The organism is Gracilibacillus halotolerans (assembly GCF_014206945.1).
GTDB classification, from domain to species: domain Bacteria; phylum Bacillota; class Bacilli; order Bacillales; family Amphibacillaceae; genus Gracilibacillus; species Gracilibacillus halotolerans.
Map to the genome: position 1 here is coordinate 132,322 of NZ_JACHON010000004.1, position 25,131 is coordinate 157,452.

26 protein-coding genes are annotated in these 25,131 nt (G+C 36.5%); 5 read left to right on the top strand and 21 right to left on the bottom strand.

Translation table 11 applies throughout. From position 1 onward, the window contains the following. The first annotated feature begins 10 nt into the window (after positions 1–10). The 3 genes from chrA to GGQ92_RS07335 all read left to right on the top strand — a co-directional run bounded on the left by chrA (position 11) and on the right by GGQ92_RS07335 (position 3,401). Positions 11–1,207: a chromate efflux transporter gene (gene chrA, locus GGQ92_RS07325; protein WP_184246370.1), complete on the top strand. Its 1,197-nt coding sequence runs from the start codon at positions 11–13 to the stop codon at positions 1,205–1,207. Between the two features lie 167 nt (positions 1,208–1,374). Then, complete coding sequence (locus GGQ92_RS07330; protein ID WP_184246373.1) at positions 1,375–2,301, top strand: cation diffusion facilitator family transporter; 927 nt, start codon at positions 1,375–1,377, stop codon at positions 2,299–2,301. A gap of 785 nt (positions 2,302–3,086) precedes the next feature. Continuing rightward, positions 3,087–3,401, top strand: coding sequence for an ArsR/SmtB family transcription factor (locus tag GGQ92_RS07335; RefSeq protein ID WP_425486387.1), 315 nt, complete (start codon positions 3,087–3,089; stop codon positions 3,399–3,401). Positions 3,402–3,485: 84 nt separating this feature from the next. Here GGQ92_RS07335 and GGQ92_RS07340 read toward each other — a convergent pair whose 3' ends face one another. The 4 genes from GGQ92_RS07340 to GGQ92_RS07355 form a co-directional block, all read right to left on the bottom strand. Beyond that, positions 3,486–4,022 (bottom strand): hypothetical protein, encoded by a 537-nt coding sequence (locus GGQ92_RS07340; RefSeq protein ID WP_184246375.1) that lies wholly within the window; start codon positions 4,020–4,022, stop codon positions 3,486–3,488. Between the two features lie 94 nt (positions 4,023–4,116). Continuing rightward, a complete protein-coding gene (locus GGQ92_RS07345; protein ID WP_184246378.1) occupies positions 4,117–5,529 on the bottom strand; it encodes a SpoVR family protein in 1,413 nt (470 codons plus the stop codon). Positions 5,530–5,697: 168 nt separating this feature from the next. Then, a complete protein-coding gene (locus tag GGQ92_RS07350; protein ID WP_184246382.1) occupies positions 5,698–7,071 on the bottom strand; it encodes a dipeptidase in 1,374 nt (457 codons plus the stop codon). A gap of 138 nt (positions 7,072–7,209) precedes the next feature. Further along, positions 7,210–8,886: a glycoside hydrolase family 2 protein gene (locus GGQ92_RS07355; RefSeq protein ID WP_184246385.1), complete on the bottom strand. Its 1,677-nt coding sequence runs from the start codon at positions 8,884–8,886 to the stop codon at positions 7,210–7,212. A 175-nt stretch (positions 8,887–9,061) separates the two neighbouring features. Here GGQ92_RS07355 and GGQ92_RS07360 point away from each other — a divergent pair, with 175 nt between their 5' ends. After that, positions 9,062–9,904, top strand: a complete 843-nt coding sequence (locus GGQ92_RS07360; protein WP_184246390.1) for an AraC family transcriptional regulator — start codon at positions 9,062–9,064, stop codon at positions 9,902–9,904. Positions 9,905–10,010: 106 nt separating this feature from the next. Here the strand turns inward: GGQ92_RS07360 and GGQ92_RS07365 are convergent, their stop codons facing one another. From GGQ92_RS07365 to GGQ92_RS07435, 15 genes are all read right to left on the bottom strand, one after another. Continuing rightward, positions 10,011–10,307: a hypothetical protein gene (locus GGQ92_RS07365; protein WP_184246393.1), complete on the bottom strand. Its 297-nt coding sequence runs from the start codon at positions 10,305–10,307 to the stop codon at positions 10,011–10,013. A gap of 15 nt (positions 10,308–10,322) precedes the next feature. Further along, complete coding sequence (locus GGQ92_RS07370) at positions 10,323–11,072, bottom strand: DUF6904 family protein (RefSeq protein ID WP_184246396.1); 750 nt, start codon at positions 11,070–11,072, stop codon at positions 10,323–10,325. A 109-nt stretch (positions 11,073–11,181) separates the two neighbouring features. Further along, a complete protein-coding gene (locus GGQ92_RS07375; RefSeq protein ID WP_184246399.1) occupies positions 11,182–11,637 on the bottom strand; it encodes an SRPBCC family protein in 456 nt (151 codons plus the stop codon). A gap of 158 nt (positions 11,638–11,795) precedes the next feature. Continuing rightward, complete coding sequence (locus GGQ92_RS07380; RefSeq protein ID WP_184246402.1) at positions 11,796–12,656, bottom strand: methyl-accepting chemotaxis protein; 861 nt, start codon at positions 12,654–12,656, stop codon at positions 11,796–11,798. A gap of 227 nt (positions 12,657–12,883) precedes the next feature. Continuing rightward, the gene (locus GGQ92_RS07385; RefSeq protein ID WP_184246405.1) at positions 12,884–13,084 is read right to left on the bottom strand and encodes a cold-shock protein; all 201 of its coding nucleotides are present in this window, start codon (positions 13,082–13,084) and stop codon (positions 12,884–12,886) included. 188 nt (positions 13,085–13,272) lie between these two features. Next, positions 13,273–14,343, bottom strand: coding sequence for a sugar ABC transporter substrate-binding protein (locus GGQ92_RS07390; protein ID WP_184246408.1), 1,071 nt, complete (start codon positions 14,341–14,343; stop codon positions 13,273–13,275). Positions 14,344–14,359: 16 nt separating this feature from the next. Further along, complete coding sequence (locus tag GGQ92_RS07395; protein ID WP_184246411.1) at positions 14,360–16,069, bottom strand: methyl-accepting chemotaxis protein; 1,710 nt, start codon at positions 16,067–16,069, stop codon at positions 14,360–14,362. Positions 16,070–16,386: 317 nt separating this feature from the next. Then, complete coding sequence (arsC, locus tag GGQ92_RS07400) at positions 16,387–16,806, bottom strand: arsenate reductase (thioredoxin) (RefSeq protein WP_184246415.1); 420 nt, start codon at positions 16,804–16,806, stop codon at positions 16,387–16,389. A 15-nt stretch (positions 16,807–16,821) separates the two neighbouring features. Further along, the gene (locus GGQ92_RS07405; RefSeq protein ID WP_184246418.1) at positions 16,822–18,120 is read right to left on the bottom strand and encodes an arsenic transporter; all 1,299 of its coding nucleotides are present in this window, start codon (positions 18,118–18,120) and stop codon (positions 16,822–16,824) included. Positions 18,121–18,139: 19 nt separating this feature from the next. Continuing rightward, complete coding sequence (locus tag GGQ92_RS07410) at positions 18,140–18,490, bottom strand: ArsR/SmtB family transcription factor (protein WP_184246421.1); 351 nt, start codon at positions 18,488–18,490, stop codon at positions 18,140–18,142. A 140-nt stretch (positions 18,491–18,630) separates the two neighbouring features. Continuing rightward, positions 18,631–19,764, bottom strand: coding sequence for a bifunctional cystathionine gamma-lyase/homocysteine desulfhydrase (locus GGQ92_RS07415; protein ID WP_184246424.1), 1,134 nt, complete (start codon positions 19,762–19,764; stop codon positions 18,631–18,633). A gap of 14 nt (positions 19,765–19,778) precedes the next feature. Further along, positions 19,779–20,702, bottom strand: a complete 924-nt coding sequence (locus GGQ92_RS07420) for a pyridoxal-phosphate dependent enzyme (RefSeq protein ID WP_184246428.1) — start codon at positions 20,700–20,702, stop codon at positions 19,779–19,781. Positions 20,703–20,714: 12 nt separating this feature from the next. After that, positions 20,715–21,182 (bottom strand): S-ribosylhomocysteine lyase, encoded by a 468-nt coding sequence (locus GGQ92_RS07425; protein WP_184246431.1) that lies wholly within the window; start codon positions 21,180–21,182, stop codon positions 20,715–20,717. A gap of 13 nt (positions 21,183–21,195) precedes the next feature. Next, entirely contained in the window at positions 21,196–21,834 is a 639-nt protein-coding gene (locus GGQ92_RS07430) for a class I SAM-dependent methyltransferase (RefSeq protein WP_184246434.1), read from the bottom strand. 185 nt (positions 21,835–22,019) lie between these two features. After that, positions 22,020–22,760 carry a YhcN/YlaJ family sporulation lipoprotein gene (locus GGQ92_RS07435; RefSeq protein ID WP_184246437.1) on the bottom strand — a complete coding sequence of 247 codons (741 nt, stop codon included), beginning with the start codon at positions 22,758–22,760 and terminating at the stop codon, positions 22,020–22,022. A gap of 170 nt (positions 22,761–22,930) precedes the next feature. On the opposite strand from GGQ92_RS07435, the gene GGQ92_RS07440 reads away from it, so the two are divergent. Further along, the gene (locus tag GGQ92_RS07440) at positions 22,931–23,149 is read left to right on the top strand and encodes a YhdB family protein (RefSeq protein ID WP_184246441.1); all 219 of its coding nucleotides are present in this window, start codon (positions 22,931–22,933) and stop codon (positions 23,147–23,149) included. A gap of 3 nt (positions 23,150–23,152) precedes the next feature. Here GGQ92_RS07440 and GGQ92_RS07445 read toward each other — a convergent pair whose 3' ends face one another. Next, on the bottom strand, positions 23,153–24,250 hold the full coding sequence (locus GGQ92_RS07445) for an anti-sigma-I factor RsgI family protein (RefSeq protein ID WP_184246444.1): 1,098 nt from the start codon (positions 24,248–24,250) through the stop codon (positions 23,153–23,155). Beyond that, positions 24,250–24,981 (bottom strand): RNA polymerase sigma-I factor, encoded by a 732-nt coding sequence (gene sigI, locus GGQ92_RS07450; RefSeq protein WP_184246447.1) that lies wholly within the window; start codon positions 24,979–24,981, stop codon positions 24,250–24,252. Before sigI ends, GGQ92_RS07445 begins: the two co-directional genes overlap by 1 nt. Between the last annotated feature and the right edge of the window lie 150 nt (positions 24,982–25,131).

Sequence of the window (25,131 nt, forward strand, 5' to 3'; positions counted from 1 at the left end):
GGAGGTTCTTATGCAAAAGGTTTCACGAACTTTCAGAGATTACGCACTTATCTTTTGGATTGCCTTACGACTAGGTGTCACTTCCTTTGGTGGTCCTATTGCACATCTTGGATATTTCCACGATGAATATGTTCGCCGCAGAAAATGGCTAAGTGAAAAACATTATGCTGATTTAGTTGCTCTCTGTCAATTTTTACCTGGTCCAGCGAGCAGTCAAGTCGGTATCGGTGTTGGAATAATACGTGGCGGTGTATTGGGTGGTTTTCTAGCCTTTTTAGGTTTTACCGTTCCATCCGTAATCGTACTAATTCTTTTCGCATTAGCCGTTCATTCATTTGATATTTATGATGCTAGCTTTATCCATGGATTAAAGATTGTTGCTGTTGCTGTTGTTGCCCATGCTATTATGGGGATGGGTGCAAAGCTGACACCTGACTTAACCCGAAAAGCAATTGCTATCCTGGCAGTCATTGCTATGCTTTTTTGGCAATCAACTTGGACGCAGGTCGGTATTATTCTTATCGCTGCAGTTATTGGGATATTTCTGTTTAACAAACAAGAAAACGAAGGTAAAGAAGCGCAATTACACCTTACACTATCCAAAAAAATTGGAGCAATCAGTTTAAGTTTATTTTTCAGTTTATTAATCGTTCTCCCAATCCTTAGTAATATTAGCAATTCTAGTTGGCTTACAATGTTTGATAGCTTCTACCGTTCAGGTGCATTAGTTTTTGGTGGCGGTCATGTTGTATTACCATTATTGGAACAGGAATTTGTCCCTACTGGATTTATTACAGCTGAAGAATTTTTAGCTGGTTATGGTGCTGCACAAGCTGTACCTGGGCCTTTATTTACTTTTGCAGCATATTTAGGAACAGTTATTGCAGGGGTGCCTGGTGGGGTTCTTGCAACGGTTGCTATCTTTTTGCCAGCCTTCTTATTAATTGTTGGTACTCTTCCATTTTGGCATGCTCTTAGAGAGAAAAGTTCTGTAAAGGGAGCGTTTGTTGCAGTCAATGCTGCAGTTGTAGGTATATTAATAGCTGCTTTTTACCAACCAATCTGGACAAGTACTATCGTTGAAGTAAAAGATTTTGCTTTAGCTCTCATACTATTTAGTTTACTTGCTTTTTGGAAACTCCCATCTTGGGTAATCGTTATTCTAGGAATTATTGGTGGAATACTACTACCTTATATTAACTTTTAATATTGAACCTTTATCAGTGGCAACACGTGATAAAGGTTTTTTTCTGCTGTTTGGTATGTCCTTGTTCGGGTAAACTAAAAATAAATGTTTCTCTGAGGAGTTGCACACTTTCTCTTTTATATTATAATATGAATATATGTTCATATATTCGTTTTGGAGGGTTGACTATGGGACATCATCACCACGATCATCATGATCACCACGGACATCACCATCATCATACAAATAATAAAAAAGTCTTGTTAATTAGTTTCCTATTAATTTTTACTTTTATGATAGTAGAAGTCATCGGAGGTATTCTTACAAATAGCCTCGCTTTACTGTCTGATGCTGCTCACATGCTGAGTGACGCATTTGCTTTAGGACTAAGTCTCTTTGCATTTAAGCTTAGTGAGAAAATGTCTAACTCTGAAAAAACATATGGTTATAAACGATTTGAAATTCTAGCTGCATTTATAAACGGTATTACACTAGTCGCTATTTCCATTTATATTTTTTGGGAAGCTTATAACCGTTTTTTAGAGCCACCAAATGTTAGTGGAATGATGCTATGGATAGCAACAATAGGTTTCCTCATTAATATTATCGTTGCATTTATTTTGATCAAAGGTGGAGACACAAAAAACAATCTTAATTTACGTAGTGCCTTACTACATGTTTTTGGAGATTTACTTGGTTCTGTTGGTGCAATTGTTGCTGGTTTACTCATATTATTTTTCAACTGGAACATCGCTGACCCAATCGCTAGTGTACTCGTCGCCATTTTAATATTAATTAGTGGTTATCGTGTTACTTCGGATTCCGTTCATATTTTAATGGAAGGGACGCCTACACATTTATCTTTTGAAGAAATCGAAACCAAATTAACAAATATGGAGGGTGTCATTAATATTCACGACCTTCACGTTTGGACTATTACATCTGGATTTCCAGCTTTAAGTTGCCATTTAGTTGTTGAAGAAAATGTTGACCGAGACCATTTGTTAAAGAAGGCAGCTAAGCTATTAGAGGATGAATTTTCAATTGAGCACTCCACCATTCAAATAGAGGGTGCTGATGCGGATATACAGCATCACGAAGATAATTGTAACTAACGTATATTCACTCAATTTTTAGCTGGAGTCCTTTAACATTGGATATAGGTCTATTAATATCGGATTGGTTAGCTAGAACATGGGATTTGAGCTTCCTAAAATTGGAATTACGTCTCTAACATTAGATATGAACGTTTTAATATCAGATTCACTATCTGGAACATTGGATTCTACGCTAATGCCTTATATTTTCTATTTTATACAGAGTCAAATACTTCTATCTCGAGTCGGAGCCGCTCTATCTGGAGTGAAAGACTTCTATCACGAGTCGTGGGTGCTCTATCTGGAGTAAAAGACTTCTATCTTGAGACGTGGGAGCTCTATCCGGAGTGAAAGACTTCTATCTCGAGTCGAATCCGCTCTATCTGGAGTGAAAGGCTTCTATCTCGAGTCGGAGCTGCTCTATCTGGAGTGAAAGACTTCTATCTCGAGTCGGAGCCGCTCTATCTGGAGTGAAAGACTTCTATCTCGAGTCGGAGCCGCTCTATCTGGAGTAAAAGACTTCTATCTTGAGACGTGGGAGCTCTATCCGGAGTGAAAGACTTCTATCACGAGTGGAAGCCGCTCTATCTGGAGTGAAAGACTTCTATCTCGAGTCGAATCCGCTCTATCCGGAGTGAAAGAATTCTATCTCGAGTCGTGGGTGCTCTATCTGGAGTGAAAGACTTCTATCTCGAGTCGGAGCCGCTCTATCCGGAGTGAAAGACTACTATCTCGAGTCGAAGCCGCTCTATCCGGATTCATCGGGTCCTGTACTGTGTCTCATTATGTAAGGGGGAATAGTAGTGAGCCAAGAAACTACCAATTATGAATCATTAGATGAAGAAACACTTTTTCTTGTCTCTCAAACCTTTAAAGCTTTGGGAGACCCTACTCGAATAAAAATTCTTCATTTACTTTGTGATAAAGAACTTTCCGTTAATGCGATTGCTGAAACATTGCACTTGAATCAATCTAACGTATCTCATCAATTACGTTTTTTAAAAAACCTTCGTTTAGTGAAATATCGTAGAGAAGGTAAGACAATCTTTTACTCACATGACGACGAACATGTCATTAAAATTCTAAAACAATCTATCGAACATGCGAGTCATCATTAAAAAAATCCCGTCGTTGTGCATTCGCCCTACTCATAAAAGAGTGGTGGCATACGATACAACGAGCGGGATTGTTTTTATCATTTTTTAAACACACGTAAAGGATTCAATACGGTTTAAATCAATTCCAAAATACACCCAGTTGAATCCAGTCCAACGATATCCTGCTACAGAAGTTCTACCTACAAATGTTGGATAGAACCAGAATTGCTGGAAACGACTCAATCGGATAAATGTAAAGCGGAATAAACAACCTCTTATCGAACCCGGGTCAACTGCTAACACACTTGGGCCACCTGCTCCTTGACTAGAAAATGCTGCAGGGATTTGCGACGGTGGTGGTGTGCTTGGTGGTCCTACTTGAGAAGGTCCTGCTCCTTGAGATGGGCCTCCTGGAAACCCTCCACCTCCAGGTAAGAATGGGCTAAACGGTGAGTTACTTCCTCCAAATGGAAAGCCTGGTTGGGAAACAGGGGTAACAGGTCCTGGTTGAAGCTCAAATCCCGGTGTTGTAGCTCTCGCATCTTGGTAATTCATACCTTGATAATAGGGTTGTTGCATTGGGTGTTGACTAGCGTCATTTTGATAAATAAACTCCTCATTATGCGGATATAAGTAATCCATATTCATTCCCTCCTATCGATACCACTACATGATATGATAGGCATCCGCTGAAGTAATTTGTCCACCTATAAATAGGCGCTTTTTTTGTCGGACATTATAAATACTTTTTTGTCACTTTAGACTCATGGCAAGAGAACAGACATTGTTTTTCATCTACAATCGTTTCTAAATGTACGCCTCTCCCCCACAATTTATAAATGTATGGTAAGGTTTTTTCTAAATAGCGAACATCTAATTCTGTCCCTTCGTAATGATGCTTAATATGCAGCTCACCATTTTTCATATAATCACCATCTTGGACTGTTAAATAAGGAAAGCCACCATTTAATCTACTTGCTATTAATTGTTCTCTCACTTGCTCCCAATCTTTATCAATCACTTTATACTCACTGCCTTGTTTCTGAAAAATGTATAAGTCTTCTTTTTCAACAAAATCCTTCGTTAAATAATTACGCAGAAAAGAAATATCAGAATCTAGTTCCCTTATCTCAAATAACTTTTCTCTCCCTGATTCTGGTTTTATACCGAGCTTCATCATTTCCTCTGTAGGACGATCATACCGTTGTTCAATATCCTCTAACATTTTCAACCCTAAATAATAGGGATTAATTTGAGTTTTAGATGGCTGCACAACATTGGCATTTAATGAGGCAAATTCAATCGCTTCATCACTAGTTAATGGTAATTCTCTTAAAATCTTTTGATGCCAATAGGTAGCCCAACCTTCATTCATTATTTTCGTCTCTAGTTGCGGCCAAAAATATAGCATTTCTTCTCGAAGCATTGTCATAATATCTCGTTGCCAATCTTCTAATTCCTTACTATGTTCTTCAATAAATAGGAGGATATCTTTTTCAGGCTTAGGTGGAAAAGGTCTTTTACGCTTTCGCTCACGTTTTGGCATCTGTTTGTTTTTTTCATCTAGTTCCCATAAGTCGTCGTACTCGGTACGTGGTGGTTCCACTTCTTCCTCTATTTCTTCTTGCTCCCAATCAAACTGGGATATTCGTAGCGAGGGATCGATATGCTCTTGAATCGATAATACAGCATCCAAAAAAGATTCCACTTCATGTAATCCATATTGTTTTTCATAGCTTGCAATACGTTCTGCAGTCGCAGCCATACTTTCGACCATATCTCGTTTCGTGTTCTTAAATCGGACATTATTTTTGAAAAAGTCGCTATGAGCCAACACATGTGCCACTATTAATTTGTTCTGGATCAAACTATTGGAATGGAGTAGAAAAGCGTAGCATGGATCGGAATTAATGACGAGTTCATAAATTTTGGATAATCCTAAATCATATTGTAACTTCATGCGATGAAATTGTTTACCAAAGCTCCAATGAGAATATCTTGTTGGCATTCCATAGGCACCAAACGTATAAATAATTTCCGGTGGACAAATTTCATATCTCATCGGGTAAAAATCTAAGCCAAATCCTTTGGCTACTTCCGTAATCTCATCAATAGCATAAGATAGCTCTTTATGTTCATTTGCTCTCAACACGAAGCCCCCTCTATTCCTTCTTCTTAAATACTATGCAGAAGAGGGGCAAACAATGAAATGGGTTCACGACTTTTTCATAGTATCTATTTGGTCTGGTGTATAACCTCACTCCATCCTCCATAAAAAATAGATGCTCTCCTTAAGAACATCTATCCTCTACAACTATTATTTATTTGCTAATTTATGATAATAATTGGTGATTGTTTTCATTCCCGTATAAAAATGTTCTAAAGGAAAGCTTTCATTAGGTGAATGTAAACGATCATCTGGCGTCCCAAAGCCAAGCAATACAACTGGTATATCGTATATGGCATCTAACCATTCAACAACGGGGATTGATCCACCCATTCGCACAAATACTGCTTCTTTATTAAATGTTTCTTCGTAGCTTTCCTTCGCTTTCATAATAAATGGATGACTTGGATCGACACGATATGCTTTTGCAGATAGTGGCTCCCGTTTAATCGTGACAGACACACCTTTAGGAACATGTGCTTCAATGTGCTGAACGAGTAAATCTTGAATGATTTCTGGGTCTTGACCTGGCACTAAACGACAGGTCAGTTTACATGTTGCGGTTGAAGGAATAATCGTTTTTGTTCCTTCTCCTTGATAACCACTATACACGCCATTAATTTCTAGTGTTGGTCGTGCCATTGTATGTTCAACAGGGGTATAACCTTTTTCCGATACTGTGTCAGGGGCACCAGTTGTTTTAGTGAAATCCTCACTAGGAGCTTTCGCCATTAGCTCTCTTTCAGTTTCTTCTAATGGGATAACATCATCATAAAACCCTTTAATCTGGACAACTTCTTCCTCATCCTTCATCGTTGCTAATAAATGTGCCATCGCCATGGCTGGATTTCGAATTGCTCCCCCATACATACCTGAATGAAGGTCGCTATCAGGCCCCTTTAGAGTGAATTCCAATCCAGTAAAACCTTTCAATCCATATAAGATAGTTGGTTGGTCATTTGTAACGAATCCTGAGTCCGAAATCACTGCCAAATCCGCTTCAAATAAATCCTTTTCTTTATGAAGAATATCATATAAATGTTCACTACCAATCTCTTCTTCACCCTCGATGCACACTTTCACATTAATTGGTAGCTTACCTTCTGTTTTAAAGAATGCACGTAACACAGCTAAATGCATAAAGACTTGCCCTTTATCGTCACTAGAACCACGCGCATACAGTCGACCATCACGAACTTCTGGCTCAAACGGTTCGCTCTTCCATTCCTCTAACGGTTCAGGTGGTTGCACATCGTAATGTCCATACAATAAGACTGTTGGCGCATCACCAGCTTCCATCCATTCGGCATAAACAAGTGGATGACCTTCTGTATCTTTTATTTTGACGTCAGAAAATCCCGATTCCTTTAAATAGTTAGTCACAAATTCAGCTGTTTTTCGTATATCTTTTTTATAATTTGAATCCGTGCTTATGCTCGGTATACGAAGAAATTCTTTCACATCTTCTAATAATTGCTCTTTATTTTTTTCCAAGTACGTATATATATGTTCCATGTTGTTCATCCTTTCATTTGATTCCATTAATTAGTTTAACATGGATCCATCTATATCATACATTAATATGAAAGGCTCTTAGCCAACACATAACTGATAAAACATTATTTAATAAAGATTTATTTATGATTAATGTTACTTTTTATTCTATTCTGCTTTCATTTGAAAGATATCCTTCACTGTTTGAAAAGCTAGTTTCTCTCTTCGATAAATATCTACTATACCCTTATTATTCTGTGTTTTTGGCCTACCGTGAAACCATCCACTATCTACTCTACAATCAGCATATTGCCAGAGTATAACCCCACTTAAATCTTTATCTTCTAAAATAGAGGTTAATTGCTCTCGGAGTGCAATTTGCTGATAGTCTTCTGTCCATTTCTCTTTCGTGTTACTACGGTATCCATAAATTCCTCCTGCTCCTATTTCACTAATAAGAATCGGTTTGTTAGCCCCATCAGAATTATGAATAAACTTTTTCAAATTCGTTAAAGATTCTGTTACAGGTGTATCGTGGTACCACTTTGGATAAATATTAAACGACACAATATCAACTAGGTCTAGGCATAAATCTGCACCTATATGTGCTTCTAGGCTAGCAAATGAAACTGGTCGGCTTGGATCTAACCTTTTTATCTGCTCAAATTGTTTTGCATAACAGGATCTCCCAAATTCTGTATTACTTACACATTCATTTAATATCCCCCAGACAAAAATGGAAGGATGATTGATGTGATTGTCTATCATTTCCTGGATACAGTCTGAGCTTTGCTTGTCGAAGTTCTTATGTTTCATCTGTTCTTCGTTTAGTCCTCTTGCATGTGACTCTTCCCAAACTAGAATTCCATTCTCATCACATAAATCTAAAAAACGATCATCATTCGGATAATGGCTAGTTCGAATACAATTGGCACCTAATGACTTAATAATCTCTATATCTCGATACATTGCTTCGAGAGGAACAGAGCATCCAAATTCCGCATAATCTTCATGGCGATTTACACCTTTAATAATTACCTTTTCTCCGTTCATCAATATATCTTTTCCACGTACGTGTACTTCACGAAATCCTACTCTATCAATCTTGTCATCAATAACACTTCCTTCATGTATAAGCCATGCATCCATCTTATATAGAGTAGGGTTATCTAATGAATAGGTTGTAGCGGATGGGAATGCAAATACACCTTCTACACGTGTTTCTTTATTAGGTGGAAGAACTGTATCCGCAAAAGCTATTTCCTCTTCTCCTATATTAATTTTTAATGTTACACTCTTTTCTTCGTTAGTAAGGTTATGTAACATAGCTCGAACAGAAGCTTTCCATTGGTCATTCTCCCATCTCGGAATAAAGTGAACATTTTTTATAAATAGTTCATCTAGCTGTTCTAATACGACTGGACGAGTAATTCCTCCATAGGAATAATAATCATTACTCACATGCAGAGCCGACTCGTCATGAAACGTATTATCTACTTTAACCTCTAATAAATGCTCTCCATATGGTATATCCTTGAGTACAACACTGAACTCTGTATAGGCATTATAATGGTAAGCGATCTGCTTCTTGTTTAAGTAAACATGTGCAGTATGACTAACCCCTTTAAATACTATGCGAACATTACCACCAAACGTTATTTTTTGGGAATATAGTGCCTTACCTTTATAGGATGACAATTTAGGATTACTTTCCCAACAAGCTGGCACAATCATTTGAAATTTCTCCTGTTTTTCATCTTCTTCATTCAACGTATGAAAGTCCCATATTGGCGCAAGAGGAATTTCCTTCCGAACTATATGATTTTGAAACAGTCTAGTATTCATATTATTAACCTCCAATTGTATGATTAATTATCATTATAGAAAGCGATTAATATGAAATGAATAGAGGAAAGTAATCACTTCATGTCAAATAGTATTATTATAGTCATAATGTAAATTAACATGATATAATCGTTTAACTGTGACATGTCTAAAAGTACGGAGGTTGTATGCAATCATGAAGAGTCTCGATATTTTTAATAATTTGTCAGAACAAGTGATGATTCGCATCAATTCATGTAGTGAGGTAAAGCATCCAAATAGTTGGCTGGAACGCAGACAGTATAAAGATTATGACGTATGGTGCATTCAAGAGGGGCAAGTACAAATAACGGTACAAGAGGAGACATTTCTTGCTTCAGAAGGTGACGTGGTTCTTTTTAGTCCGGATGTTGCCTATACTGCTACAACAACAAGTAAATATTGCCGATTTATCTTCATTCATTTTGATTTTAGCCTAGGAAATCATTCTCGTATACTAGATAATTTCAAGCTTTCGGGAATTTTGAAAGGAGCTATTATTAAAAATGAGAAACGTCTCTTTTTAGAAGCATATGAAAAATATAAACGAAGTGAGGCTATGTCACAGCTTCATTTAAAAGGTAGCTTAACCATTCTTATCGCTAAGATTTTAGAATTATATGGCGATAATTATTATCATGGGGAGTTTATTCCAGTCACAACCACGCCGAAATTAGCGAACTACAATTATTTGGACAAGATTCTGCCCGTGTTTGATTATGTTGAAAACCACTTACATCAATCTATTTCTATTCGTGAGCTTGCAGAGATAGCTGGCATGTCTGAAAAATATTTCATTACTTATTTTAAACAATCACTAGGTGTAACACCCGGAAATTATATTACTCAATTAAAGATGAATCGAGCGCGAGATTTATTGTACAGTAAACTCTACTCGATACAGGAAATTGCTAGTATGCTCGGATACCCTGATCCATATAGCTTCTCAAAAGCTTTCAAAAAGTACTATCAAGTGCCTCCGTCTAAATTTGTTTGGTAATTTGGAACGTTCTATCAGGAGAGATGGTTATATCCCCCTTCTCTCCTTTTGTAAACACCAAAATAATCAAGCAAGTCCTAAATGTTCCAATACACTATCTAATTCCTCAAAAAGGTAACTCCTCATCCGGTATTTCCACAACAACTGATTTTTCTTGCTTTTTTGGTTTATTCTTTTTACTAGTTCCATGCTGATTGTGTAGCACTTTACCAAACTTGTCTTCATACAATTGACGAATCCACATTTTAACTGGTGCTTTCCACTTTTGATTTGGTGCAGGTATATTTTTCAATAAACTTTTCGGTGACATTCCTAATTCCTTAGCCATTTGTATATCTGTATTATTTAACCGGCATCTCTTTTTGGCATCTTCCCATGCCTGTGCATTCTTTTTAGTCGCCACTATATGTATCCCTTTCTACCATTCTATCGTCTCCGGATATTCCAAATCATATATTATTTCTGTCATATCACAATTATAATCTCTTGCTGCTTCTAACACAGCTTCTTTTACATCCTGATATTCTCGACCTTGCTCTGCAATTCTTTTCACCATAATCGTAATGTTCTTATGCCGCTTCTCGGAATCCATTACAATGAATTTATAATTTAGCTCATCTAAGTATTGCGTTGCGTATCGAGCAGACCAAGTATAATCAACATTCATTAACTTTAGGATTCGATTGATCGATGTTGCTGGTATCGTTTCTTTTATACAATTTACTATACTTGCTTGAAAATTGCGTACCGTCGCAATGGAATTATCCCAAATATTCCGGTAATCCATTAAAGGTTGATAGTTTCTCACTGCTTGTTTATCTGCATATAGTTTCACGAAATCATTTAAAGCCATTGTAACAAATAAAAGCTCCGGCCAAAGAATATTGCAGGAGAGATAAATATTTTTATCATTTGCTACTACAGATAGTTTTTTCATCTTGTATTCATCCATTCCATTATCAACAAAGGTTAGTTCACGATCACCCATTATCGCATGACGAAGATCATAACATAGACCAAGGACTCTTATTCTAGCTCCGGCATAGGAGCCCCATTCCATTTCTTCTCCAACTATCGTGTGAAGTGACTCGTAAAGTGCTTCCATATCATGAACATCACCACTTATTGTAACACCTGCAAAATGGGGTGTATTTTTAATTTGAATCATTGATAATCCCTCACCTATTCTATGAAATAATTAAACTAATTTCATTCTTAATCGTTTGAACATTAAAAAATACTAATTTCATAACAGAAACCTGAACTTAATAAGCTAACTATTCGTTTTTTTCTGCAATTTCTTTTAATGCTTTAGCTCTAGAGCTTATAAAATCTGTCATATACTTCTCTAAAAACAATTTATCCGCAATTCTGCCGACTAAGCCAAAAGGTGATCTGTAATCAAACGTATCTATCATTAATGTGCCATTATCCTTTTGTATAAACTCGTGTGTATGGACAAAAGAATGAAAAGCTCCTTTCACCATAGTATCGATAAATAAAGTAGGTTTTTCCATCTCAATCACCTTCGCTGTTAGTTTTTGATTGATACCAAAGTGAGTTGCTTCCCAAGTGACCGAATCATCTTTTTCTAAAAGGCCTGTAGTAACACCTTCAATAGCTTTTTCCTTCGTTTTGGCACTCGTTTGAATATGTATATCCACATTTCTTGCTAGGTCAAAGCATACGTCAACTGGCGCTTGGATGAATTGCATATGCTTAATAACAGGCATGTATGTCACCTCATTGAAATGGAATTTGTTATTATTTGTTCCATTATACCAGTAAAATGAAACAACAAAATAAACCCCAGCTAGGAACTATTTAAGATGTCCGCTAACTGAGGTGTCGTTGACTCACCCTATGGAGGAGTCTATATTAATCTATATCTTTAATTTTTTAATTCGATATTTTCACGTGCCAATTCTGCTAAATTATGGATTGTTCCATTAATTTCTTCCATCGTAGCTGTTATTTCTTCAATCGAAGCAGATTGATTGTTAGATTCTAGATTAACTTTTTGTATATCCTTTTCTAAGTTTTCAATTACTTCTTTAATTTGATTCGTTATACCATGTATTTCTTGTACACTATTTTTTGAATTCGTAGCCATTTTCCTAATCTCATCTGCAACGACACCAAATCCTTTTCCATGTTCTCCCGCACGTGCTGATTCAATAGCTGCATTTAGTCCAAGTAAATTACTTTGATCTGCAGTATCTCTAACGACTTTTGAAACATTTTCAATAAGATCAACGCTATGTGTTACTTCACTTGCTTTTTCAGAAACCAGGCCTATATTGGAAGCCAGTTCATTGACTGACCCTGCCATTTCCTGAACTGTATTGGTTACATCATCAATTACACTAGATAAACTGCCAGCTATCTCTGAGAGTTTATTCGCGTTTTCAACGTTGAGTCCGACACCAATACCACCTATTACGTTTCCTTGTTCATCGTGCACAGGTATAGCACGAGAAACTAAATTGATTCCTAGTATTTCAGCAGGGACAATCATAGCTTGATTTTTATTTTCACGTATGGCATTTGTTATAATATCACCATCTATTAACGGGTCTCCAGGATTCACGTTAAGGGAAAATGTTTTAGCTGGAATATTCAATAATAACTTCTCTCTATCATAGATTCCAATAGTTATATCATCATTCACTAAATACTGAAGATAAGGGGCTACGTGAATAAAAGATTGTAGAACTGGGTGTACATCTTGTTGTACTATGGATTCTTGCATATTTTACGTCCTCTCGTTACTTTTAAATTTTATGTAGAAATTTTAATCTTACCTTTTAATATCGGTTATTTATAATAAATGTAAAGTAGTTATTAAATATTAGGTGAGAAAAATCTAATTTCTAATGAGATAAGTCAAAAGCTAGACACAAACTTGAAATGTAACAGGAAAACTGTCCATAAAAAAACTCTCCTGCCTAAAAGACAGAAGAGTTTATTTCCAACTAATTATGCTTTAACAACGTTAGTTGCTTGTGGTCCACGGTTTCCTTCTTCGATATCGAAAGTAACTTTTTGACCTTCATCTAAAGATTTGAATCCGTCGCCTTGAATTGCTGAGAAGTGTACGAATACATCGTCTCCACCTTCAACTTCGATGAAACCGAAACCTTTATCTGCGTTAAACCATTTTACTGAACCTGTGTTCATAAAAAAACCTCCATGTGCTTGTTGCACGTTTATTACTTTGTTGTTCTGATAAAATTCAAGACAATGATATACTTTGGTTAAGTTATGACAGAGGTCCTGTATTACTAGCACGAACAATTAAGTTAAACATAGTATAGCACGTATGATTTAAAAAAGATAGTATTTTCTTTCATAATCGTTATTTTATATTATTGACCATATATTTCTTCAGAAGTTAAGTAACCGTCCTTAATAATTGTTTCATCGATATTGTCTTTTGTTACAATGATAGGTTCAAGTAATGTTGCAGGAACATTGATTTTTCCATTGTCTATATTAGTTTCGGTTGAAATAGATTCCCCATTTGCATATTTAATAGCTATTTCTGCTGCTTGCTCTGCTAATAAATGGATTGGTTTATACACAGTCATTGATTGTGTGCCGTCTACAATACGTTTGATAGCACTTAATTCGGCGTCCTGACCAGATATTGGTACACTTCCAGCTAACCCCTGGTCTGATAATGCTTCAATCGCTCCTCCAGCAGTACCATCATTAGCAGCTATAACAGCATCTACTTTTTCACCATTGCGTAAGACATCTTGCATATTCTCTTTGGCAATAATAGGATTCCAATCTTCTGTATATCGATCAAAAACCAAATTTATTTTCCCTTCGTCGATAAGTGGCTGTAATATATTCATACTTCCTTGTCGTAAGAGGATAGCATTATTATCCGTCTCTGCACCACCAATATAAGCAAAGTTTCCTTCTGATATTTCCTCAATAATCCCAGTTGCTTGTAATTCTCCAACTTTCTCATTATCAAAAGAAATATAATGATCGACATCAGCGTTACGGATTAAGCGGTCATAGGAAATAACCTTTACATCCTTCTCGTGTGCCATTTTCACTATTTCGGAAGTAGTTTCTGCATTCGTTGGTACAATAACTAAAATATCGACTCCCTCTTCAATTAACAGCTCGACTAGTGAAATTTGAATTTGATCACTACCATTAGCGGCTAATGTTTTTACATTACCACCCAACTCTTTAACTTTCTCTTCAAATAATTCCTTATCCCTGTACCAACGCTCATCTTGTAGGGTATCTAAAACAAAGCCGATATACGGTTTCTCTTCATCAGACGTCAGTTTTATTCCGTCATCCACTTCCTTATTAACTTGGGAGGGTTGAGACGTACAGCCTACCAAGAATAATGCGAAAAGTAGCATTGATATAAGGAACGGGAACGGATTACGTGTTGTAATATATCTCATTGTTGTCTCCTCTCTATCAAACTTGAAATTTTCTTAATAATTGATTCATACTTTCTACCATACGTGATAATGTTTGAGCACTAGCTGAGATATTACCTATGGAACTACTCTGCTCTTGTACAGCGGCGGCTATTTCCTCTGATCCAGCTGCGGACTCTTCCGAGATTGCTGCAATATGTTCAACAGAAGTGTTTATTTCAAGACTCGACTGTTCAAAGTACGTAAATGTTGATGCAATCTTGTCAATACGTTCACTCATGTCATCCACTTTGTCTTTAATATCAATAAAGTATTCATTCGTTAATTCAAGTTCTTCTGTTCCTTTTTGTGCTTCATCATAGCCTTCTTTTAATTGTTGAGACATAAAGGTTGTATCTTCTTTAATACTGAAAACAATCTCTGAAATCGATTCCACAGAGCCTGCAACTTCCTCAGCCAACTTTCTCACTTCATCCGCAACGACTGCGAAACCTTTTCCAGATTCACCTGCTCTTGCCGCTTCTATTGATGCATTTAAAGCTAATAGATTTGTCTGCTCTGCAACGGATTTAATTACGGAAACAATATCTGTAATTGAATTGGTCTTATCCTCTAATGTCTTTACGCTTGTAACAGAAGCTTCCACTACTTCATTGATACGATTGATTTGGGTTAATGATTGTTTCATTTGATGATTACCTTTAACAGAGGAATCTTGTACTCCATTAGAAAATTCCACCAGTTCTTCACTATGCTTCGTTGCTTCTTGGATTTTCAAACTTAATGTATTTGTATTTTGTGAAATGCTTGTTGCTTCATGAGCTTGACTACTAGTTCCTGAAGCGAATTCCTCAATAGTTGTAGCTATTTGATCACTGCCTGTCTTTACCTCTTCTGTTGATACAGACATAATGTTGCTATGTTGATCTACTTCTGCCGATAAGTTAGCAATTTCTTTAATCATATTGCGTAAACTATCACCCATATGATTAATAGAATTAGCAAGCTGTCCAACTTCATCATTTCCTTTATAAGAAAGCTTGGAAGTTTGTAAATTACCGGATGCAATTTGATTGCTCACTGAAACGATTTTATTTAAATTACTACTAATTCTCCTGCTAATTAATATGAGCAGAGCGTAGGATAGGATAACGGTTAGCGTTCCAATGACTACTAGAAGCTTCGTCGTCGTGTTAATACTTGATTGTGCTTGATTTAGTGCGACTTGGTTTGACTCGGCAGCAACTTTTTTTAACTGTTCTCCTAATTGCTTCGTGTCTTCTTTTAATTCATTTGTTGCAACCTGCAAATCTTTATACTGCTCTGTATCTATTTGCTTTACTTGTGGCACAACGACACTAAAAAAGTATTGATCCAACTCATTATTGTTTGCAATAATTTGGTTAAATAAATCTAGTTGATCTTGACTTTCTAATTTCCCTTTGAGGGATTTTGCTGTATCGACAAACTGTTTACTAGAAGTTAAATATATTTCTAGCTTTTCTTCATCCTCTTCCACGAGATAATCAGGAATTTGGATATATTTTTCGTTAAAGAACGAAACTAACTCAGATGAATCAATCGCTATTTCATTTGTTGACGCTGTTTCATCCATCGTTAAATTCGTTTGGTTTAATAAATATAAAGTCAACAAGATAGAGGCAATAAAAATAATAACCGTGATGGAGAGAATGAATCCATACTTTGTCCCAATTCTAATGTTGCTCCATTTCCATTTTCTTAACACATGATGGCCTCCCTATATATATTTTGTCTGTCCACGTATTTATCGACAATTTTCTACATTTATTTAGTGTCATTTTCATACAATTTATTATGTTGCTGTATCGTTTAGAAGTCTGAAAGAGAGGAATGTTTTCGAAAAAGCATTCATGCAGTTTGGAGAAGGTGCAAAAAAGAATTTAAAAAAACTAAAAAGGCCATGAGCTATGCTCACAGCCTATAATTCTTCATATCCTAAAATTTTATAATGTACTGTTACATTCATGCTGTCTGCTAACTAACAAAACGCTTAGCATCAACTAGAGTGCAAGCGTCACCTATCTACTCTCCAGTCTCAGCAAATGTTTTAATTCTCTCTTCGATTTCATTACGCACTCGTCGGAATACTTCCCATTTCTCTTCGTCAGTTCCTTCAGCTTTTGCTGGGTCATCAAATCCCCAATGCCATCTCGTTACGTGTGAAGGTGTTACAGGACACTTATCTTTAGCATCACCACATAATGTAATGACTAAATCTGCTCGATTTAATAGTTCAGTATCAATAATATCCGACGTTTGTTTTGTTATATCAATCTCTACCTCTTCCATTGCCTTTACTGCTTTCGGGTTTAGCCCGTGTGCTTCAATACCTGCTGAGTATACATCATACTCGTTTTCTAAATATTTCTTCCCAAAACCTTCTGCCATTTGACTACGACACGAGTTCCCTGTGCAAAGAAAATAAATGATTTTTTTCGACATAGTTTCTACCCCTTTTTAAATAAACGTTAATGTTACATAAAGTCCTAGTAATGTGATAAACAATATCGGTATCGTTAAAATGATTCCTGTTTTAAAATATGTTCCCCACGAAATTTTTACCCCTTTTTGTGATAACACATGTAACCATAGTAATGTAGCTAAAGAACCGATTGGAGTTATCTTTGGTCCCAAGTCTGAACCAATCACATTCGCGTAGATAAGTGCTTCTCGTATAACACCTGTTGTATCAGTATCTGCGATTGCAATAGCATCTATCATAACGGTAGGCATATTATTCATTACAGACGATAGAATAGCCGCTATAAAGCCCATAACCATCGTTGCAACGAACAATCCTTGATCAGCTGCAGCTTGAATCAAACTCGTCAATATATCGGTTAATCCTACATTTCGCAAACCAAAAACAACGACATACATACCAATTGAAAAGAAAACAATATTCCATGGTGCTCCTTTTATCACAGTTGGTACATGCACAGCAGGACTGTTTTTGGCTATTATTATAAAGATAATTGCGATGATCCCCGCAATAAAGGATACTGGCATCCCAATGAACTCACTAACAAAGTAACCGGTTAGAAGTAACGCTAACACATACCACGATAGGTGGAACATTTTCTTATCCCGTATTGCTTCCACAGGATTCCTTAAATGTGAGACATTATACTCTCTAGGAATACTTTTTCTAAAATATAGGAGCAACACAGTTATCGTAGCGATTAATGAGAATAAATTCGGTATAATCATTCTTAAAGCATACTCTACGAAACCTATTCCAAAAAAATCGGCTGAAACAATATTCACTAAATTACTAATAACAAATGGTAAGGATGTTGTATCCGCAATAAAACCGCTTGCCATTATAAAGGGAAAAATCATTTTCTCTTTAAATTGGAGATTTCGCACCATGGCAAGTACAATCGGTGTCAGTATCAATGCAGCACCATCATTAGCAAAAAATGCTGCGACAACTGCACCTAACAAACTGACATAAACAAACATTTTAAGTCCATTACCGCCTGCTAATCTGGCCATATGCAGTGCTGCCCATTCAAACATACCAATCTCATCTAATATTAGTGATATCAAAATAATTGCAACAAATGCCAATGTAGCATTCCATACAATCCCTGTTACTTCTACTACATCACCGAAGCTAACAACACCTGTAATTAATGCGATAAGAGCACCAGCACATGCTGACCATCCAATCGATAATCCTTTAGGTTGCCAGATGACGAGCACGAGGGTACCGACAAAAATCAGGATTGCTAGAATTAGTGTTAAAGACATTAGTATTCCCCCTTGCTCCCTAACAGCAGTCGATACGTTTTCCTTGTTCCTTCAGTTGCTCTAATTTTTCTTGCTGACTCGGCAATTGTTGGAGAATTGATTGAACAAAAGGATAACATGGTGCATCCTTATTCAATGAGTAAAAAACCCATTGTCCTCTCTTCTCCTCTTGCACAATGTCTAACTCTCTTAATCTTTTCAAATGTTGGCTAATTGCTGGTTGCGTAATATCAAACATAGCAACAAATTCACATACACAGCAAGCACCGTTTTCCATTACTTTTAACATGGTTAGTCGGGTAGTATCTCCAAACAGTTTCAAAATACTTGCAGCCTGATCTAACGTTACGTGAGATTTCGTTAAACTCATTCATTTCCCCTCCATATATAAGCAAAGACTTATATAAGCGAATGGTTATATTATAGAAACACCTATTTATTTTGTCAACATCAGGAACTTAAACAAAAAAGACACCTTACTTCTCAGTAAGATGCCACTTTTGTTAATTATTAAGACAATCCTTTTTCTAAATCTGCAATTAAATCTTCTACATCTTCAATTCCTACTGATAAACGAATTAAGCCGTCCGTAATTCCTAATTCCTCTCTTCGATCTTTTGGAATTGATGCGTGAGTCATACGAGCAGGAATCGAGATTAAACTTTCTACCGCTCCAAGACTTTCAGCAAGGGTGAAATACTGGACGTTACGCAAGATTTCATCTGCTTTTTCACCACTACCTGCATCAAAGGAAATCATTCCACCAAAGCCTGCAGATTGTTGCTTCGTTAATTCATGCCCTGGATGATTTTCTAATCCAGGATAATACACTTTTTTCACTTGTGGATGATCACTCAAGAATTCAGCTATTTCAAGCGAGTTTTTCTCAATAGCTTCCATACGTAAACCTAATGTTTTAATCCCACGTAATAATAACCAAGAATCTTGTGGTCCAAGAACAGCACCAACAGAGTTCTGGATAAAGTGAATATCTTCTCCTAATTGATCGTCCTTCACAGCGACGAGTCCACTAACTACATCACTATGCCCACCAATATACTTCGTTGCACTGTGTAAAACAATATCTGCACCAAAGTCTAATGGATTTTGCCAATATGGTGTAGCAAATGTATTATCGACAACGAGTAATAAATCATGCTTATCGGCAATCTCTTTCATCTTCTTTAAATCCGTTACTTTTAACAATGGGTTCGTTGGTGTTTCAATATAAAGCATTTTCGTATTCGGTTTAACCGCATTTTCTACTTCTTCCGGGTTACTCGTATCTACAAAGTCATGAGATAAATCCATGCGATTCAATACTTTGGTTGCTAAACGGTATGTTCCACCATATACATCATCTGTTAACACGATATGGTCGCCTGCTTTTAGTAGCATCATAATCGACGTGATAGCTGCCATACCTGATGCAAATGCAAAACCTCTCGTACCATTCTCAATTTCGGCAACTACAGTTTCTAACGCATGCCTTGTTGGATTACCTGTACGTGAATATTCATATCCAGTATGCTTTCCAGCCTCTGGCTGCTTGTACGTACTTACTTGATAAATCGGAACTGAAACTGCCCCTGTTTGTTTATCACCTGTTATTCCACTATGGACCATTTTTGTTTTGCGTTTCATTCTATCCCTCCGTTCTATTCATCAAACGTATAAATTTCCTTGCTCAAATAACGTTCACTTGAATCAGGAAAAATCGTTACAATATTCGTCCCTGGTTTTGCTATTTCCGATTCCCTAAGTGCTGCACACATGGCAGAACCTGAGGATGAACCGACTAATAGACCTTCTTTTTTAGCCAATTGTTTTACCATATCAAAAGCATCGTCATCCAATATCGTGTGAATCGAATCGAAATAATTGGTGTCCATATATTCCGGCAAAAATTCCATGCCAATACCTTCTGTCCGATGTGGTCCTGCTTCTCCACCAGCAATAATTGACCCTTCTGGTTCCACGATAACTGTCTTAATCTGCTGATTTTGTTCTTTTAAATAGCGAGCCGTTCCCATGAAAGTACCACCAGTTCCAGCTCCAGCAACAAAGATAGATACATCCCCTTTAAGATCTTTATAAATCTCAGGTCCAAGGGTGTCATAATACGTTTTAGGATTAGCTGGATTAGCGAATTGCTGTGGTGAGAAGCTATTTGGAATCTCATCTAACAGCTCGTTCACCTTTTCAATAGCACCTTTCATCCCTTCAGATCGAGGAGTATGAACAATTTTTGCTCCAAGTGCCTTCATTAATTGCTGTTTTTCTTGCGAGAAATGCTCTGGCACACAAAAAATAACATTTATATCACGATTAACAGCAGCTAATGCTAATCCAATTCCAGTGTTTCCCGCAGTAGGCTCAATAATCGTGCCCCCAGCTTGTAGCTTTCCAGATTGAATTGCATCTTCAATCAACGAAACACCTAGACGATCCTTAATACTACCACCGGGATTTAAAAATTCTAACTTAGCAAAAAGACGTACACCATTTGGGAGCTCAAAATTTGTAAGCTCCATTAATGGTGTACTTCCAATTAATTGTTGAATGTTCAGATAGATTGGCACATTATCCCTCTTTTACTCAGCGAAAACGATATGCCATTCGTCTTTACCAGCTAGCATACTTTTCGCAATTTCTTTCGCGCCTTCTAGACTATGATTCGCAGCCCAGCCACACTGAACCTCGTTACATGCTGGAACCTCTGTAGCATTTATAACATCATTTAATGTTTTTTCTAACGCTACTTTCACATCATCGAAGCTATCATTATTTAACACGGATAAATAAAAGCCTGTCTGGCAGCCCATTGGACTAATATCCAACACATTGTCGATATGGTTACGGATATTTTCTGCCATAAGATGCTCGATAGAATGTAGTCCATCCATTGGCATATGCTCTTTATTCGGTTGCTTGAATCTCAAGTCATATTTATAAACTTTGTCTCCATTTTCCCCAGTTGTAACTCCAACAAGGCGGATATAAGGTGATTTTACTTTTGTATGATCTAAATTAAAGCTTTCTACGTTCATTTTTTTAACCATTACTAGTTCCTCCTCACTGTTTTTCAGCTACAAACAACCATACAAACTTGTTTAATTGCTTTGCTTCGAAACGGAAGCCACTTCGTTCAAACATTGCTCGTAAATCTTCTAAAAGTGGATAATATTCTGTTTGAAGATCATGCAATAAGTCCGTATAGCCTTTCGTTTTTGCTTCTTCATGAATATCTTGCTTTGTTTTCTCAGTTTCATAGACAGTATCTGCGAAAATAACTTTTCCATTCGGTACGAGTACATCATGAAACTTTTGAATGGCTTGTTCTTTTTCTTCATCTTTTAAATGATGAAAAGCATACGTACTAACAATGCTATTTATCTCCGTGGCAGGAATCGGGAAATTCAAAAAGTCTCCTTCTTCTATCGATAATTCAGGAAACTTCTCTTGTGCAATTTCTCGCATTGGATTGGATGGTTCAATACCAAATACTTGAAGATTTTTCTGAACTAACTTTTCAGATAAATTTCCAGTACCTACACCAAACTCCAGCACATTTCCTTCCGCTACATTCGCCACTGTATCTAATATTGTATCATATTTATCAAAGACATCTCTATACTGTGGATCTTCTCCTGCAACTGCTTCATCGTAGGAAGATGCCCACTCTTCAAAAACATCTAAAAACTCTCTCCCCATTAGCCTCTCCTCCACACCTTTTTAAAACAAAGTAAGTTACTATGTTTTGTCGGATTTGTGTAATACTATAGCATAGTTTATAACCTAACGCAATGTGACAGGTTTGGGTAGAAGTTTTTAAAAAGCACAGCAAAACTACTTTAAAACCCTATAAGTCGAATGACTTATAGGGTTTGCATTTACTATTATTGATTTGTCGTTTCTTGATTCGGGAATACTCGCTCAATCATGTTTCCAATTTGGTCGAAAAAGCCACGAACTGGTCTTTCATCTAAATCATTAACATAATTATCTGTTAAATCAAAGAAATCTGGGTTCGTAGTAATATACACATTATCAATATCGTTCTCAACTGATTTTACAGCTTGTGTAATTTTCTTTTTCGTATCATCCGATAAATCTTCATCATCTTTATCCCATGTTGCCGCTACATACGCATTATTATCTGTAGTCAGTACATAGACATTGTTGACCTCAGATACTTCTTGCTTAATACGATCAGCTGCCTTCTCTGCAACGTCGTAATTGTTTTCGTTTTGATTTTGATTGTTATTTTCTCCGGTATTTCGTTGGTTGTTATTTTCCCCCGTATTTCCCTGGTTACCATTACGGTTTTGATCTACATCTCGATTACCAGTATCCATACGAGTATCGGGCTGTCTCTGAGTGTTCATAGGTGGATAATTTGTCTCTGCCGGAGTTCTTCCATCTCTTGCACCGTGATCGTCTGACTGAATGCCAGAACCTCTCGGTGTACTAAAACGATCTATACCTGGATCATTATTTTGATGGTCGTAACGAACAGGTCTGGTATTCATATTGTCATTACCATCACGTTGACCTAAATCATTGTCATTCGTATTACACGCTGTTAAGGCAAGCGTTCCTGCTAAAATAGAGGTTAGAACTACCTTACTCCATTTCATAATAATACCCTCCTTTCTATCTCACTTATAGTTTGGAGATAATAAAGAAAGATATCCTTATAAAGATTTGGAAACTTCACCAAAAACATGGGCGGTTTACTTTTGACATTTAGATAACACTATATATACCTGCTCCCTCAACACTGTATAGGAAAAGGGGGAATAAGGACATGTTAGACTATGATAAAGCATTACACTACACCTTATGGGGGCACTGGGATGATCTCTTGGTCCTTATGATTCGTACCAAAGACGATTTATTAGCCAAAAGGATAGAGAATTTTCTTTATTCTTATCATTTCCCAAAAAATGAAGATAAATTAATGCAATCACACGATGATTTATTACGATATATCGACCATGCCTCAGATAGCATCAAATGGTCTTGACATTTAATCGTCAAGACCATTTTTATCAATTTGCTCACTTTCTTCATGAACCTCTTCTTTTTCACTTATCGCTTCATCAGGCTCTTTAGGACCCTCATCCCCTTCAATTTGGCTCTCTACCCAACCCGGTGGTCCATTGCTTCCGTTAGGTTGTTTATTTTCTAATCCTGGAGGAGACTTTTTATTATTATCCGGCTTATTTAGTGCTTTGCCCTCGTTCTTCGAGGAATTTCTATTCTCTACTCGTTCTTTAGCTCGATCATTCGCTTGTTCCGGAAGCTCTTTCTTCTCTTTATTTCCATGACTCTTCTGCTCTTCAGAAGCATTGTCTTCTTTAGGCATTTCAACGTTTGATTCTTTGTTTTCTTCTACACTGTTTGACGAATCTTCCTTATTATTAAAAAATTGAGTTATTAGTGCTTGATTCATTTCGTCAACAGTTAAATCCTCTTCCTGTGTATCTGATATTTCTGCCAATGTTTCATGAGCAATAATATTCATGGAAACTTCTTGTTCTTCCGCTTTTATTCTCCACTCTTCTGCAGCCTGGTATACGGTACCTCGGAAGCCTAACTCTTCAATCCGCTCATTCAATACGTTCGTAACGGGATCACTTTCATTTTCCACATCCGTGTAACTCACTGCAACTAAAATCGGAGCATCTTCCTCAACACGAAAATTTGTCTTTGCGTACATGAGAATGCTCGTTGTGATTTCTTCTAATGACTTTTCCTCAAGTTCCAAATCATGCAAAACTTGTTGACCATCTTCATTGTTTGCCTTTATCTCTAATACCTGATAATTCTTATCTACTGTTACATTTAAACTTGGATTAATATCAATACTAATAACAGCATACACTTTATCATTTGCAAGCCAGAGATATAAAGGACTAATCATCAATATGAGTAATGCAATAACAGGAATCATTGCTATTTTTGGAAGTCGAATCAATGCTTTTTTTCTTTTCGTAATTTCTTCAAATAGCACATCTTCCCCAATTTGCTTCTCATGTATTGGTTTCGCTTTGTAGAATACCCCATCCTTTGCAAGTACGATTGTGTACCTCCTTCGGTGTTCTACAATTAAACCTTTTTTCACTATTTCACACCCTCTATATATTCTCGTAGGTAATCATAATCACCTTCTAAAATAATAAAAATGGTTAAAATATACTTACGGTTACGCTCCAATGTCTTTTTACTAACAGGAACTAACTTCAGCAATTTTTTAATTGGAAGTCGTTTCTTTTTTAGGACATACGCTTTTAACTCTTCATCATTTAATAATTGCTTCGCTGCAAACATAGCAGACTGTCTCGCATCTTTATGCTTAGGAGCAATTTCTGTCAATTCTTCAAACGAGATTTTATATTCTCTTAATTCAGCCGATAATTGCAAAATTTCTTGCTTTCTTAACCATGATTCTTGATTTAACGCATGAATTTTTCTAGCTTCTGAAACCATAATTGGATTATCTGTTAATTCGGCATCATCTTCGTGTTGATCCAAGTATGTACGTACTTTTTGACGATTTTCTTTTCGTAAATAATCAATGACTTTCCGCTTTACGATAACTTGCGCAAATGTTAAAAATGAAGCACCCTTTTCTCGTGAATACAGATGTATAGCATCGTGAAATGCAATCATTCCGACACTAAATTCATCTTGGTCTTTACTCACATATCGTTTACACACTTCTGATACACATTTTGCTATAAAAGGCTGATATGACAGTATTAATTCGTTTACGAGTTCCGTATCACCCCGCTGTGCGAGTTCTATTTGATCTTCTAATGTAAATTCGTATTGTTGTAACTGGCTGTTCATCATATTGAATCACCGCCATTACTAATATTCTTCGTTGTTATTCTATTATTTTTGACTGTATACGTATAATCTATATTTAAAATCCTCATGATTTCACCATCTTTTTTTAATCAATCACTACTCATCGTACTAAAAGTGAACCTTGATTATCTA